Source organism: Halosimplex yunnanense (assembly GCF_054504345.1).
This window is the reverse complement of record NZ_JBTJEL010000037.1, coordinates 387,856-402,594: the sequence shown is the minus strand read 5'-3', so window position 1 is coordinate 402,594 and position 14,739 is coordinate 387,856. Positions and strand designations below refer to the sequence as shown.

14 protein-coding genes are annotated in these 14,739 nt (G+C 66.5%); 9 read left to right on the top strand and 5 right to left on the bottom strand.

Annotated features, from left to right (window positions below; genetic code table 11):
- Positions 1 to 87 precede the first annotated feature (87 nt).
- A complete protein-coding gene (locus tag AB2U09_RS20860) occupies positions 88 to 1,206 on the top strand; it encodes an NADH:flavin oxidoreductase/NADH oxidase (protein WP_459194673.1) in 1,119 nt (372 codons plus the stop codon).
- A 937-nt stretch (positions 1,207 to 2,143) separates the two neighbouring features.
- Here the strand turns inward: AB2U09_RS20860 and lipP1 are convergent.
- On the bottom strand, positions 2,144 to 3,205 hold the full coding sequence (gene lipP1, locus AB2U09_RS20855) for a LipP1 family hormone-sensitive lipase (protein WP_459194672.1): 1,062 nt from the start codon (positions 3,203 to 3,205) through the stop codon (positions 2,144 to 2,146).
- A gap of 90 nt (positions 3,206 to 3,295) precedes the next feature.
- Positions 3,296 to 4,603, bottom strand: a complete 1,308-nt coding sequence (locus AB2U09_RS20850; RefSeq protein WP_459194671.1) for a phosphoribosylamine--glycine ligase — start codon at positions 4,601 to 4,603, stop codon at positions 3,296 to 3,298.
- 124 nt (positions 4,604 to 4,727) lie between these two features.
- On the opposite strand from AB2U09_RS20850, the gene AB2U09_RS20845 reads away from it, so the two are divergent.
- The 4 genes from AB2U09_RS20845 to AB2U09_RS20830 all read left to right on the top strand — a co-directional run bounded on the left by AB2U09_RS20845 (position 4,728) and on the right by AB2U09_RS20830 (position 6,778).
- On the top strand, positions 4,728 to 5,129 hold the full coding sequence (locus AB2U09_RS20845; RefSeq protein ID WP_459194670.1) for a universal stress protein: 402 nt from the start codon (positions 4,728 to 4,730) through the stop codon (positions 5,127 to 5,129).
- Positions 5,130 to 5,261: 132 nt separating this feature from the next.
- On the top strand, positions 5,262 to 5,900 hold the full coding sequence (locus tag AB2U09_RS20840; RefSeq protein ID WP_459194669.1) for an NAD(P)-dependent oxidoreductase: 639 nt from the start codon (positions 5,262 to 5,264) through the stop codon (positions 5,898 to 5,900).
- 257 nt (positions 5,901 to 6,157) lie between these two features.
- Complete coding sequence (locus tag AB2U09_RS20835; protein WP_459194668.1) at positions 6,158 to 6,457, top strand: hypothetical protein; 300 nt, start codon at positions 6,158 to 6,160, stop codon at positions 6,455 to 6,457.
- 57 nt (positions 6,458 to 6,514) lie between these two features.
- Positions 6,515 to 6,778, top strand: a complete 264-nt coding sequence (locus AB2U09_RS20830; protein ID WP_459194667.1) for a DUF7553 family protein — start codon at positions 6,515 to 6,517, stop codon at positions 6,776 to 6,778.
- 96 nt (positions 6,779 to 6,874) lie between these two features.
- On the opposite strand, the gene AB2U09_RS20825 is transcribed toward AB2U09_RS20830, so the two are convergent.
- Positions 6,875 to 8,002, bottom strand: coding sequence for a BGTF surface domain-containing protein (locus tag AB2U09_RS20825; RefSeq protein ID WP_459194666.1), 1,128 nt, complete (start codon positions 8,000 to 8,002; stop codon positions 6,875 to 6,877).
- Between the two features lie 316 nt (positions 8,003 to 8,318).
- On the opposite strand from AB2U09_RS20825, the gene AB2U09_RS20820 reads away from it, so the two are divergent.
- Positions 8,319 to 8,840: a hypothetical protein gene (locus tag AB2U09_RS20820; protein ID WP_459194665.1), complete on the top strand. Its 522-nt coding sequence runs from the start codon at positions 8,319 to 8,321 to the stop codon at positions 8,838 to 8,840.
- A 103-nt stretch (positions 8,841 to 8,943) separates the two neighbouring features.
- On the opposite strand, the gene AB2U09_RS20815 is transcribed toward AB2U09_RS20820, so the two are convergent.
- Positions 8,944 to 10,185: an ornithine cyclodeaminase, nickel-pincer nucleotide-dependent gene (locus tag AB2U09_RS20815; protein WP_459194664.1), complete on the bottom strand. Its 1,242-nt coding sequence runs from the start codon at positions 10,183 to 10,185 to the stop codon at positions 8,944 to 8,946.
- Positions 10,186 to 10,271: 86 nt separating this feature from the next.
- Positions 10,272 to 10,616, bottom strand: coding sequence for a hypothetical protein (locus tag AB2U09_RS20810; protein WP_459194663.1), 345 nt, complete (start codon positions 10,614 to 10,616; stop codon positions 10,272 to 10,274).
- A 246-nt stretch (positions 10,617 to 10,862) separates the two neighbouring features.
- On the opposite strand from AB2U09_RS20810, the gene AB2U09_RS20805 reads away from it, so the two are divergent.
- From AB2U09_RS20805 to rdfA, 3 genes are all read left to right on the top strand, one after another.
- Positions 10,863 to 11,114, top strand: coding sequence for a DUF7996 family protein (locus AB2U09_RS20805; protein ID WP_459194662.1), 252 nt, complete (start codon positions 10,863 to 10,865; stop codon positions 11,112 to 11,114).
- Between the two features lie 102 nt (positions 11,115 to 11,216).
- Positions 11,217 to 13,640 (top strand): heavy metal translocating P-type ATPase, encoded by a 2,424-nt coding sequence (locus AB2U09_RS20800; protein WP_459194661.1) that lies wholly within the window; start codon positions 11,217 to 11,219, stop codon positions 13,638 to 13,640.
- A 450-nt stretch (positions 13,641 to 14,090) separates the two neighbouring features.
- Positions 14,091 to 14,711, top strand: coding sequence for a rod-determining factor RdfA (rdfA, locus tag AB2U09_RS20795; RefSeq protein WP_459194660.1), 621 nt, complete (start codon positions 14,091 to 14,093; stop codon positions 14,709 to 14,711).
- Positions 14,712 to 14,739 lie beyond the last annotated feature (28 nt).

The following is a 14,739-nucleotide window of genomic DNA, read 5'->3' as shown; positions in this document are numbered from 1 at the left end:
GCCCGATCGGACTTCGTCCTGATCGAGAAAGCGGCCGGCGTTGCGACCTGCGGGCGATACTTGAGTCGCCGGTCGCTAGCCCCGCCGATGACAGGTCTCTTCACCCCGCTCGAACTCCGGGACACGACCGTCCCGAACCGACTGATGGTCTCGCCGATGTGCCAGTACTCCGTCGAGGCGCGCGACGGGCTCCCGACCGAGTGGCACCACGTCCACCTCGGGTCCCGCGCGGTCGGCGGCGCCGGCCTCGTCATGTCCGAGGCCACCGCCGTCGAGAAGCGCGGCCGGATCACGCCGGAGGACCTCGGCATCTGGAACGACGCGCAGGCCGAGGCGCTCGAGCGGACGACGCGATTCGTCAAAGAGCAGGAGGCGGTCCCGGGCATCCAGCTCGCCCACGCCGGCCGCAAGGCCTCGAAGTCGCGACCGTGGGAGGGGAGCCGGCCGCTGTACCCCGACGACGGCGGCTGGGAAGTGATCGCCCCCAGCGCCGATCCCTGGCCCTACGAGGACGAGGACGGCGACTCGCTGGAGGCCCCTCCCACGCGCGAGATGGAGCAGGGCGACATCGAGCAGGTGATCGACTCCTTCCGGCAGGCGGCCGAGCGCGCCCGCGACGCCGGCTTCGAGGTCGCCGAGGTCCACGCGGCCCACGGCTACCTCCTCCACGAGTTCCTCTCGCCGGTCACCAACCACCGCGAGGACGACTACGGCGGCGACTTCGAGGGCCGCACGCGGCTCGTCCGCGAGGTCACCGAGGCCGTCCGCGAGGTCTGGCCCGACGAGAAACCGGTGTTCGTCCGCATCTCCGGGACCGACTGGTTCGACGACCGCGAGTCGTGGACCGCCGAGGACTCCGCGCGGCTGGCCGACCACCTCTACGAGGTGGGCGCGGACCTGATCGACGTCTCCAGCGGCGGCATCGCGCCCGGTTCGTTCCCCGGTCAGGTCGGCCCGAACTACCAGCTCCCGCTCGCCGAAGCCGTCCGCGAGGGCGCCGACAGCGACGTCGCCGTCGGGACCGTCGGCGGGATCACGACGCCCGAGCAGGCCCAGGCGGTCGTCGCCAACGACCGCGCCGATCTGGCCATCGTCGGCCGGCAGTTCCTCCGCGACCCGTACTTCGGACTCCACGCCGCCGACGCGCTCGACGCGACCGACGAGGTGTCCGGGCCGCTCCAGTACCGCCGCGCGTTCGGGTTCTGAGCGGACGCCATCGATTGCTCGGTGTGATTCGGCGCCGCCCGGTCAGTTTCGACAGTAAATCGGTGGAGAAAATCCGGCTTTGCGCCCAGAACCGATCCGTTCGGTAAAGTATACCTAGTGAGCGGTGCGGTTGGCGCGCGCTGTCGCGCGCTTTCATGCGCGCGTCGTAATCGTGCGAGGGATGAGTGCGCAGGAGCGCAGCGACGAGCAACGAATCGGTTGGGGAGGAATGTGGCTGTCTGCGGTGCTGTGCGGGGCGGTTGCTGTTGCGGTCGCGGTGCGGTCCCTGGTGGACTGAAAGGGCGAGGCGGGCTCGCGTTCATGTAGTCGCCTGAGCGGGCACTATCCGCGCGAGCGGTGCTGAGAGCGCGGATATCCCGCCTCAGCGACCGCGAGCCCGCCGAGGGCTTTCAACTCTCAGTGTGCCCTGCGGTTGCTGTCACGTGACTTCCTTCCAGCCCAACAGACCCAGAAACAGCTGCGACACATGCAGAACAGGGTTACCGGGACGTTCGTCGAGTACTCAGCTGAAATCGGTGTCCACTCTCACCGACGAGTCGGGTCCGCTCAGTACGGGTGCGTCTCTATCGAAATCGAACACCGACGAGATACAGGCCGTTTAGGGTGATGAACGACCCCACCACCGTGTGAAATAGTATTCCTGACAGTGGAACATTTCCAGCTCCCGCCGTCTCGGCCGCCCAGATGATGATCGGTAACCCGATAAGTACGATTGCGAATCCGAGCAGTTTTCGACTGAGCGACGTAGTGATGACCCGAACTGGGCCGAACGAACGGGAAGAACAAACCGTAGAATTTCGGGGGGGGGCACTACGGAATTAGTAGGTCATCCGGAAGGTGTAAACTTTCGGATCGCTCAAATTCCAGATCAGAGTTGCCGGGACGTTCGCCGAGCAGTCCACTGAAAGTAGTCTGTTCACGAACTATCGAGCGCGACGCGCAGGTCCTCGCCGATAGCCTCGACGGCCTCGTGGGCGCGCTCGACGCCTTCGTTCTCGGAGAGCATGCTGACGAAGCCGTGGACCATGGCGGGGTAGTTCCGGAAGCGCACGGAGACGCCGTCGCCGACCAGCTGCCGGGCGTACTCAATGCCGCCGTCGCGGAGCGGGTCGAACCCGGCCGTGACGACCGTCGCCGGCGGTACGCCGGAGAGGTCACAGGCCTTCGAGGGGTCCGCGTACGGGTTCCGCCGATGGATATCGCTCCCGTAGTAACAGCGGTCGAACCAGCGCATGTCGTCCTTAGAGAGGACGTAGCCGGTGTACTCCCGCATCGACTCCTGGTCCTCGTCGGTCCCCACCGCGGGGTAGACGAGCGTCTGGTAGTCGAGTTCCGGCCCGTCGCGCTCGGTGGCCATCAGCGACGCGACCGCCGCGAGGGTCCCGCCGGCGCTGTCGCCGGCGACCGCGAGCCCGCCGTCGGGGTCGAGGACCTCGGGGTCGTCGGCCGCCCACTCCAGCGCGGCGTAGGCGTCCTCGACGGCCGCCGGGAACGGGTGTTCCGGGGCCAGGCGGTAGTCGACGGAGACAACCTCGCAGTCGCTCTCGACTGTCAGCAGCCGGGCGAGGTGGTCGTGCGTGTCCAGGTTCCCGAGCACGAACCCGCCGCCGTGGTAGAAGACGACCGTCGAGTAGGGGCCGGCGCCCTCGGGGCGGTAGCGCCGGACGGCGATTTCGCCGTCCGGCCCGGGGATCGTCAGGTCCGCCGTCGCGCCGACTGCGGGGGGGTCCTCCCGCTGGAACCAGCCGGCGAGTTTCGTGAGGCGGCGAATATTGCGCGCGCCGATGGTCGACATCGAGACGGTCTGGAACAACCGACGGGACTCCATCACCGACTGGACGTCGGGATGGGGTTCATCGGCGGCGAGTCGCGCCCCGTCGAGGCGCTCCAATCCGCCGTCCGCGGGCGACGGCGACTCGTCCGTCGACTCGCGCTTCGAGCGATCCGTTCCCGACCGGAGGAGGTCCGCGACGTCCATGCCAGTCGATGTGTCTGCTCGGGACAACAACGTGTCGCTCTCGGCAGCCGAGACCGTGGACGGCAAACGGTTTGGACGGGCGCAGGGCGGCTAGGTCGGGCCGAGGTAGCCCCACGCCTGCAACCGGTCGCCGTCCCCGTCGATCCAGCGCTCGCCGATGTCGTCGCGATAGTACATGTTCGGCATGATGACGTCGTCGATGCGGCTGTAGGCCTGCTCGCGAGCCGCCTGCATCGTCTCGCCCTTCCCGGTGACGACGATTGGCATCCCGTTGTCGCCGGCGGCGCGCCACTGGCCGTCGACCCGTTTGGCGTCCTCGATGTGGATCCCCTCCCGGGATTCGGTCTCGAAGACGACCGCGGCGTTCCGGGAATTCTCGTCGTAGGTCTTCTCGTCGTCGAAGGGGAACGGCGGCAGGACGACGCGGACGCCGACCTGATACCCGCGGTGGACCTCCAGTTCGGGGTCCTCACCGTGGGCCAGAGCGTGGAAGAACTCCCCGGTGTTCGACTCGAAGGCCTCCTCCTGCAGCGTGATCGTCGGGTAGCCGAACCGCGGCGTGAACTCCAGCGGGTAGACGCCGCTGTCGTTGACGATGCAGTTGAGGTCGATGCTGCCGACGTACCCCTCCGCAGCGAGCCACGATTCAAGCTTCCCGAGCGTCTCCTCGTAGAGCCTGGTCTTGCCCGTCCAGAACATCGAGGTCCCCATCTCGCCGGTCTGCGGGCCGATGTTTCCGGGGAACAGCTTCTTGTGCTCGAAGTTCAGGTTGATCGGTTCGACGAACGCGTCGCCGTCGAAGAAGCCGGAGACCGCGACTTCCACGCCCTCGACGCGGCGCTGGAGCTGGAACCCCTTCATCCGGTGGCCCCACGCCTTCTCGTAGGCGCCCAGGACGTCGACCACGTCGCTGCCGTCGTCGTCGCGCCCGACGTACAGCAGGCGTTTCACGTTCTGCACCTCGCCCAGCGGCTTGATCACGTACGGCGCCGGGTTCTCCTCGACGAACTCGATCCCGGCCTGGAACTCGGAGAACTCGCGGTGTTCCATCGTGGCGACGCCGTGCTCCTCCAGCACGTCCATCGCGTAGCCGCGGTCCTCCTCCAGTCGGTCCGTGTTCGGCGTGCCGCCGACGACGGCGTGGCCCTCTGCCCTGAGGTCCCGTGCGATCTCACCCGTGCCGATGTCTGCCCCGACCCAGATGTCGTCGAAGATCACCACGTCGGCCCAGTCCAGTTCACCGCGCCAGTCGTCGGTCTTCGGAACGAACCCGTCGGCGATCTCCCGGTCGCTCTCGGCCTCGATGTAGTACTTCACGTCGTGGCCCTCGCGGTGGACCTGCCACGCGATATCGCCGATCAGCGCGGCGTCGAGCGAGCAGAAGAGGAAGTTTGCCATACCCACCGAGTGAGCGGCGGCCGGGTAAGGGTTTCCGTGCCGGTCGTCTGCGGGGGTCGCCAGTGGGACCGCCCCGATCAGTGGTCGAGTCGGGGTTTAAGAACGTGGTCGCCCAAATTACGGTATGGCAAAACTCGTGGTCGGGACGGACGCGGTGGCATCGAGCGAGGCGCTGGCGGCGTATCTCGTGGACGTCGCCGACCCGGAAGACACGGTGTACGTCGTGAACTCGCTGAAGGGCGGCGACGACACCAGCGGACAGGACATCCGCGACGGGGAGGCGGCCGTCGAGGCCGTCGCCGACGCGCTCGCCGACCTGCCCGTCACCGTGGAGACCCACCAGTTCGTGCGCGGGAACCAGCCAGTCGAGGACCTGCTGGACTTCGCCGACGATGTCGACGCCGACGAGTTCGTCGTCGGCATCCGCAAGCGCACGCCCGTCGGCAAGGTCGTCTTCGGGTCGACCGGCCAGAACCTCCTGCTCGGCGCCGACCGGCCCGTTCGCTGCGTCCCGCTGGTCGACTAGCGGTCCCCGCCGTCCCCCGGTTCGGGCCGATAACACTCGTGTCCCCTGATTACGGACACGTCCGCGAGAGCCTATTAGGCGGGCGAACGTAGCACTTTTCGACGCGTGACGGAAGTCACGGAGACACCTACTATGAACGTACTCCTACTCGGTGCGAGCGGCATGATCGGACAGCGTATCGCAGACGAACTCCTCGAGCGCGACCACGACGTGACCGGCACGTCGCGCGACGGCGAGGTCGAACAGGTCGACGGCGAGAACTTCGAGGCCGTCGCGCTCGACGCGACTGACGCCGACGAGATCGCCGACGCGGCCACCGGCCACGACGCCGTGGTCTCGGCGCTGGGCCCCAGCGAGGACGCCGATCTCGACATCCTCGTCGAGATGGCCGAGGCAGTCCTCGACGGCGTCCGCGCCGTCGAGACCGACCGACTGCTGTGGGTCGGCGGTGCCGGCAGTCTCCACGTCGACGAGGACACGCAGTTCATCGAGACCGACGGGTTCCCGGACGAGCTTGTCCCCCTCGCGCAGGCGCACATAGACGCCTTCGAGGTCGTCCGCGAGGCCGACGACGTCGAGTGGTCCTACCTCGCGCCGCCGGGGATCATCGAACCCGGCGAGCGGACCGGCGAGTACCGCACCGCGGAGGGCGAACTCGTCGTCGACGACGAGGGTGACAGCTACATCACCGCCGAGGACTACGCCGTCGCGCTCGCCGACGAACTCGAGTCCGGCGACGAGGTCCACACCCACCTCGGCGTCGGCTACTGACGGCCCGCGGATCCCCCCGGCCCACTGCTGACACGGTACCCCTACCCAACTTCCGCCCCTGCAACCCCCGACCCCCCGAAACCCCTAGCCAACCTCTCCCCCCAACCTACTCCCGAACCCCCGTCCCCCCGCCCGCTGCTGACACTCGACTTTCCCCCGCTTCAGGCGTTCTCGGCTTCTCCGGACGGGAGCGGATCCCAGTGACCGCAAGACTAATTCCGTCGATCTCCGTACCTAAAACTATCCTGGATTGACAGATGGTCCCCGATATTCGCCGACTCCTCGCCGACTGGGAGTTCTGGCACGCGCTGACGATGGTATCGCTCGCGGTCTGGATACTTGCGCGGACGAACCGGTACGCACTGATCGACTGGCTGTACGCGCTGGCCTGGCGCGGGGCCATCCCGTTCGTCTCCCGACTCGAACGCGACCAGATCCGGCCGGTCGTCGACGTCTTCGTCGAGATGTGGCTCCCTGTCGCGATCGCCTCGTTCCTCTGCGGTTTCTTCGTCTTTCACGCGGACGCCGAGTCGCGCCGGCGGGCCGAGAGCGACTGATCCCAGCCGAAGACGTGCTCCGCAAGTGTTAACGCGGGGAGCCGAGAACCGGCGACTATGACGCGCGAGAACCTCGCGGACGCCAGCGACACGCTCGAATCGGCAGCCGACGAAACCGAGGACGGCGACGCAGCCGAACGCCTCGACAGCCTCGCCGACCAGCTCGACACCCTCGCGACGCGCGACCGCGACCCGGACCACGGGCGCCTCGCCCGCATCGAGAACGCGCTGCACGACCTCGAAGACTCCGACGTGGGCAGTCAGGTCACCGACGCGCACGAGTCGGTCGTCGCCTTCCGCGAGACGGTCGAAGGCGTATAGGAGAGTACGAGAAAAGCGAATCCCGGAAGAGCCGGGAGACAGGGCAAACGGCAAGCGATGGGGTGATGACGATGATTCAGGAGCGGCGGCGCCGGCTTACTCGACCACCTCGCCGTCGGCGACTGCGATCTGTTCGCCGTCGTGGTAGACGACGACCTCGATGGTCGTCCCGGACGGGATACCGGTCATGTTGAATCCGCCGGTGAACCGTCCGTCTTCGCTTACGGTGGCGATAGCGCTCTTGAGGAACGGGTTTTTGCCACCGCTCGACACGACCCGGAGAGTCACGTTGGTCCCGGCCGAGAGATCCGTCTCGCCGGCGATTTTCTGGTCGATCGCGGACTCGACGGTCAGTTTGTCACCGTCGTAGTCGAGGGTCGTGTTGTGGTCTTCCTCGGCGACGCGACTGGACTCCGCGACGGTTCCGGTACGGTTCGTCGGGGTCGGGTCGGCAGTGGGCTCCTCGTTGATCCCGCCGACGACGATGCCCTCGGCGGACGCGAGCGTCTCGCCGTCGTGGCGGACGACGGCCTCGAAGGTCGAGCCGTTGGCGATGCCGACGAGGTCGACCGGCGCGGCGAACGCGCCATCCTCTCCGATAGTCGCCGTGTTCTGCACGAGGAACGGCGAGGCGTCGGAGGTCGAGGTGAGTCGGACGGTCACCTCGGAGCCGGCCGACAGGTTCGTCTCACCGCGCACGGTCTCGTTTTCGAGCGCCGCGAGCGTGAGGCGGTCGCCCTCGTACTCCAGCGACGGCGCACCGTCGGAGTCGGGGCCGTCGGTCGGGGTTTCACCCTCGACCGCGTCGATGCGGGCGCTGACGTTCGCGAGTTCGGTGCCGTTGCCGTAGACCGTGACCCACGCGTCGGCGTCCGCGTCGACGAGCGCGAGGTCGGTCGTCGCCGAGAACGCGCCGTCCTCGTCGACGGTCGTCGTCTCCGAGACGAGGAACGGGCTGGCGGGCTCGTCGGAGACGACCCGCACCGCCAGTTCAGTCCCCGGCGCGAGGTCGGTCTCGCCGCCGATCGTCTGGTTCGGCGCGCCCTCCAGCGAGAGGTGCGACCCGTCGTGGTGGACGACGGTCCCGTCGGCACCTCCGGGCGTCGCCGTCGCGTCGGCGGGCGCGTCGCCGCCGAGCGGGACGCCGCCCGCGGAGACGACGGCGAGAGCGGCCACGAGGACCACCGCCACGATACCGACGGTGCCGTACGTTTGGCGCTTCACGGGATCACCTCCGCTGTCCGGCGGGAGGGCTCCCTGCAGACGGACCACGGCGGTCCGTCCGCCTCGATGCTATCGCGGGGTGGGCGTTGTGGGCTCATCCCGCTCGGGACTACAGCGGACTGGTAAGTAGCCCCGACGGATGCTTAAAACGTGGTTTGAGTACGATCTGTCTACCGGGATACTCTCTCACTTCGCTCGCATCGATGCCCCGGACGGGGCGTGTCGTGGACTATCGACCTGACGAAGCGACCGGGCGAAACCGGCTCTTTGAGCCAAGCAACCTATTATAAGAAGCGGCACTCAACGTGATCTCTGTATGAAACGTAGGACGGTACTGGGGGGAGGGGCGTTGACTCTCCTGGGAGGGGGCGCCGTCGGGAGGACTCTCGGTGTCGGCCCCCTGGGCTCGAACTCCGACTCGCGACCGGCGTATCTCGAGTCAGAACCGATCACCTACGAGCGAGAACCGCTCCAGCTCCGGGCACCGACGGACGCCGTTCGTCGCGGGGAATCCATCACGTTCGAGATCCACCATACTGGCGAGTCAGAGGACGTCAGTTTGGGATGTAACATCCCGTGGGCCATCCAGACCGACGAAGACGGCGCGTGGAACCACCTCGTCTGGACCGACCAGCGATGGCTGCTCCTTTGCCTTACGATGCTCTCTCCCGGTGACACCGCCACGGTAACAGTCCCCCTTTCACCATCGGAGTTAGCTGACGGGCACGGTGTCAGCGAAGAAGAGGCCGACGTCACGTTCACGCCCGGGAAGTACCGGTTCGTCGTACTCTCGGATCCCCCCGTAGCGGTCAATTTCCGCGTCCTTCCGGCGGAATAGGCCCGCTTTTACCGAGGGGTGTCCTCGCTCATCCATTCGCTGCGGGTACCCGCCTCGAAAAAGATGGGGCAAAAAACGCACCTCGCGTCGCTCGGTGCGACCGCTACGCCTCGTCCAGCAGGTGATCCGCCAGAATCGGCACGAAGGTGCCGATGTCGGTGACCATCCCGACGGCCTGGTCGCTGCCGCGGTCGAGCAACTGGGTCACGGTTGCGGGGTTGATGTCGACGCAGACGGTCCGGGTGGTCGACGGCAGGCAGTTCCCCACCGCCACGGAGTGCAGCAGCGTCGAGAGCATGAGGACCAGATCGGCCTCGTGAGCCTGCTCACGGATGGCGTTCTGGGCTTCCATCGAGTCGGTGATGGTGTCCGGGAGCGGGCCGTCGTCGCGGATAGACCCGGCGATGACGAACGGGACGTCGTTCTCGACGCACTCGTACATGACGCCCGACTCGACGGTGCCGCTCTCGACGGCCTCCTCGATGCCGCCCTCGCGGATGATCTCCGAGATGGTGTAGATGTGGTGTTTGTGGCCCTTGCGCGGGTGGTCGAGCGTCTCGGTGTCCATGCCCAGCGAGGTGCCGTAGAGGTCGCGTTCGAGGTCGTGGACGGCGAAGCCGTTACCGATGGAGAGCATGTCGATGAAGCCCTCGCGGACGAGGCGAGCGAGATCCTCGCGGGCACCGGAGTGGATGAGCGCGGGGCCACAGACCGCGAGCACGTCGCCGCCCTCACGTTTGGTCTCCTCGATGGCCTCGCCGACCTGCCGGATGGTCGACTCCGAAGGCCGTTCCGAGGAGACGCCGCCCTGCATGAACCCGAACGCGCCCTCGCGGTCGCGCGGCCGCTCGGGCGGCCTCACGCGGATCCCCGTCTCGCCGGTGACGACGAGGTCGTCCTCCTCGACGGTGCTGAGGACCTTCGTGTAGGCACGCGGGCCGCCGTTCTCACCGTCTCTGTCTTCGACGACGACGGCGCAGTCCATCTCGATGTTCTCGACTTCGATCCACTCGCCGTCGACCCGGACCTCAGTCGGGTGGTTCGTCGTCGAGTAGAAGCCGTAGGGGACGACCTTGTCCTTCGGAGCACGCTGGAGCGTGACGTCCTTGGGGTCCGACGGGTTGGCGCCGTTCTGGTGGAGTTCGTGGACGATGGACTGCAGGGTCTCTTCGTCGTCGGCCTCGACGAGCAGACGGGCGTAGGACTCCTCGGTCTCCTTGCGGCCGATCCGGAACTCCTCGACGTCGAAGGAGCCGCCCATGTCCATGATGATCCCGAACGTGGCCTGCATCATCCCCGAGTCGATGATGTGGCCCTCCAGTTCGACTTCTCGCGCGGCAGTCATGCCCGGAGCATCGACGGCGGCGAGTAAGTCCCTTTGGATGTACGCAGTCGATTCACTGGGCGTGCCCTACAGGCCCCCACTATCTGTCACCGATCCAGATACGCCGCCGTCGCTGCGGATGCGAAGAAGATCCCGCTAAGCATCGTCAGATGATATCCCAGCATCGGAACGAATTCCTCGGCGTGAGCATTTATTGCGAGGTAGAACCGGACCGGGGGGACGATCACAACCGCAAGACTCGCGATAGCCAGCAGCGCCGTCACGATCCGCTTGTCCTGTCGTATTCTGTTTGCCACGATGGCGAGGACGACGGGGACTACCAGCGCGAATCGATCCCAGAAGAACCCGCTGTATTCCAGCGTCGATCGCCTGGTACCGGTCCCCACTATCGTCCCCATCCACGCCGAATACGCGCCGATGATCAGATACACAGCACCGATTCCGATACCAATTCGTTGCATAGTCTCTCTTTCAGGAGGCACTATCCGACTACTGACACCGAATTATCAAATAGGTGAATGGACGGGTAGTACACGAATTTGGAGAGCCGCGGCAGTTTCGAGTGGATCGGCGACACGCGCCGGGAACCTGTGCTCACGACGTGTTCGAGCCGCTACCACTGGCGCTGAATCACCGTACCGATCCGCTTACTTGCGACGGGAACGGAGTACAACCCAATGGACCGCGGAGACATCGCACTCGCGCTCGCGTTGCTCGTCGGGGTCGCGCTGACGGGACAGGTCGCCGGTCTCGTCCAGTCCGCCGGGCTGGTGGCCGCCAGCGACTTCGTCTGGCCGATCGGCTACGGCAGCATCGTCCTCACGGCATGGTACGTCTGGATCCGCCCGATCGACCTGCGCGCGCCCTCGCCCGACGACGGAGACATCTGGACAGCGGACGCCGACGAAACCGCAGACCCTGAGCGGTAGCGTAGAGTTATTAACTCAGGCTCGATCCACTAGCAATCCGTACTAGGAAACCCGGGTTTCGTAGCAGCGGGATTAATACCTCTTCGTCGCCTCGTTTCACGTATGACAGACGATGGCCCGGAAGCGGCGGACGACGGCGGTCCAAGTGACGACGGGACGGGCCACTGCGAGGACGGGTGCTGCGGAGACGCTACTGGCGTCGATTCCACCGACGCTCCTGCTGGCGAGCCCGTCGACGCCGCGGAAACCGAGATCTCGCTGTCGGTCCCCGACATGGACTGCTCGTCCTGTGCGAGCAAGGTCGACGGCGCGCTCGCCGCGCGCGAAGGGATCGTCGCGACCGACCTGCGACCGACGACGGGGACGGCGAAGATCACCTACGACGAGTCCCGACTCTCGCGGGCCGACATCGTTGCGGCGGTCGAGAGCGCCGGGTACGGCGTCGCCAGTCCAGACGGCGACGGCGCTGAAGACGACGCCGGGACCGAGAGCGTGTGGCAGACCAGCCGCGCCCGGAAGACCGCCGTCAGCGGTCTCTTCCTCGGGTTGGGCCTGCTCGTCCAGTTCGGCCTCGCGGGGCTGAACGACCCAGTAGTGGCCGCCGCGGGACGAGAACTGCTGCTCGCGGACGCGCTCTATCTGGTCGCGGTCCTCGCGGGCGGTGAAGTGATCGTCCGGAACGGCTACTACTCGGCGAAGAGCCTGAGCCTCGACATCGACTTCCTGATGTCAGTCGCCATCGTCGCGGCGACGGGCATCTCGCTGATCGTCCCGGAGATGCACTTCTACGTCGAGGGCGCGTCGCTCGCGTTCCTGTTCAACGTCGCCGAGCTGCTGGAACGGTACTCCGTCGACCGGGCGCGCAACTCACTCGAAGAGCTACTGACGCTCTCGCCGGACGTGGCGACCGTCCGCCGTGACGGCGACCAGGTCGAGGTCCCCGTCGAGGACGTCGCCGTCGGCGAGACGGTCCTCGTCCAGCCCGGCGAGAAGATCCCGATGGACGGCGCGGTGACGGAGGGGTCGAGCGCGGTCAACCAGGCGCCGATCACTGGCGAGAGCGTCCCCGTCGACAAGGAAGTCGGCGACGAAGTGTTCGCGGGGACGATCAACGAGCAGGGCTTCCTCGCCGTGGAGACGACGGCGCTGGCGGGCGACACGACCATCGATCGCATCGTCGAACTCGTCGAGGACGCCCAGGCGAACAAGACCGAGCGCGAGCAGTTCGTCGAGCGCTTCGCCGACTACTACACGCCTGCGGTCGTCGCCGCGGCGCTGCTGGCGACGTTCGTCGCGCCGGTCGTCTTCGGCGGCGGGTGGGCGACGTGGTTCGTCCGCGGCATCTCCCTGCTCGTCATTGCCTGCCCCTGCGCGTTCGTCATCTCGACGCCCGTCACCGTCGTCTCGGGCGTCACGAGCGCGGCGAAAAACGGCGTCCTGATCAAGGGGGGCAACCACCTCGAAGCGATGGGCGAGGTCGACGCCGTCGCCTTCGACAAGACGGGGACGCTGACGACCGGCGAACTCTCCGTGACCGACGTAGTCGGGCTCAACGGCAACGACGCGACCGACGTGCTCCAGTGCGCTCGCAGCATCGAGCGCCGGAGCGAACACCCCATCGGCGACGCCATCGTCGCCCACGCGGTCGAGCGCGACGTGCCCGACCGCGAGGTGACGGACTTCCAGAGCATCACGGGCAAGGGCGTCCGCGCGGACCTCGACGGCCGAACACACTACGCCGGCAAGCCGGGCCTGTTCGCGGATCTGGGATTCGATCTGGACCACGTGCACCTGACGACCGACGGTGGGGTCGCGGTGGCCGACGCCGACCCCGTCTGCGAGGGGCGCGACGACTGCGTCGACCTCGACGAGACGATCCCGCGGCTCCAGTCCGAGGGGAAGACGGTCGTGCTCGTCGGCACCGAAGACGAGATCGAGGGCCTGATCGCCATCGCCGACGAGGTCCGACCCGAAGCCCGCCGGACGATCGAGCGACTGCGCGAGCAGGGGATCGACCACCTCGTCATGCTCACGGGCGACAACGAGGGGACGGCCCGCACCGTTGCCGAGCGCGTGGGCGTCGACGACTTCGCCGCCGACCTGCTCCCCGAGGAGAAGGTCGCCCGCGTCGAGGCGCTGACTGAAGAGTACGAGGACGTCGCGATGGTCGGCGACGGCATCAACGACGCGCCCGCGCTGGCGACGGCCACCGTCGGCATCGCGATGGGCGCCGCGGGCACGGACACGGCGCTGGAGACCGCCGACGTGGCGTTGATGGGCGACGACCTCTCGAAGCTCCCGTACCTCCATCGCCTCGCCCACGCCGGCAACGGGATCATCCGCCAGAACATCTGGGGCAGTCTCCTCGTCAAGGCCGCGCTGGCCGTCGCCATCCCGCTCCCGTTCGTCGCCGTCCCGCTGTGGTTCGTCGTCCTCGCCGGCGACGTCGGCATGACGACCGCGGTCACCGCCAACGCGATGCGCCTCTCGCGCATGCGCCCGGACGACGCGGCCGCATCTCGGTGAGCGAACTAATACGTATCTGATCTATCTCAACTCGGATTCAGTCCGATATATTTTAATTTCGTCCCACTTAGTAACTTCATCTGTGAAACCCCAGTAACTGGCGGTATGTTGCGTTAATGCGCATTTATTCTCGATCGGAAGGTTACGTCCCACTCTATCTACCTCGATCTCTGAATACTCGCTGAGATCGACCGATAGAAGCGTCTTGTGGCCATATGTTCGAATATCTGTTCTGTACCCGCGATTCAAAAAACATCAGTTCGAAATAGTAGTATACTATTTTATATATGGGGTTTAGCCCACCTCCTCGTGAGAGGAATCGGGCGGCGTTGCTCGCGGGAGTTCGGTCGGCGATGGTGCCGGCTACCGGGACGAAATCCGGTCGTACTCGGACGTACCGGGTTGCACGAACGGAAGACCTATCAGCCAGTCCGTGGTAGCGATCCGTACATGACGAATCGACAGGACGAGCGCCCGGACAACAAGGTAGAGCGGGTCGTGCGCAAGTACGACCTCGGCGATCTGGGTCGAGAACTGGAGCGACGCTGGACGGGCGACGGCCGGGAGCGCCAGAGCCTCCGTGACCTCGCCGACTACTTCAACCGGCGCGTGCTCGAGAGCGCGATGGACGAAGCGGGCGTCGTGACCCTGCAGGGGGAACTGGAGAACATCTACGAGCTGCTCACTGAAGACGACGTGACCGAGGGGGCCCGAACGCAGGCGCGCAACCGCCTCGAACGCGAGGGGATCGACGTCGACGAACTCAGCAGCGACTTCGTGAGCCACTACGCCATCCACACGTATCTCCGGGAGTACCGCGACGCCGAGTACGAGGCGGGCGACGACGAGAACCAGCGCGAGAAGTCCGTCGAGACGATCCAGCGACTCACCAGCCGACTGAGCGCCGTCACCCGTCGCAACGTCGAGAACCTCCGCTCGACCGACCGGCTCGAGATCGGCCCAGTCGACGTCATCGCCGACGTACAGGTCGTCTGCCAGGAGTGTGGCCGCCAGGAAGACCCGATCGACCTCATCGAGCGCGGCGGCTGTCGCTGCCATGTCGAGGAATAACCATTACACTCGTATGTGTGTAATCCAA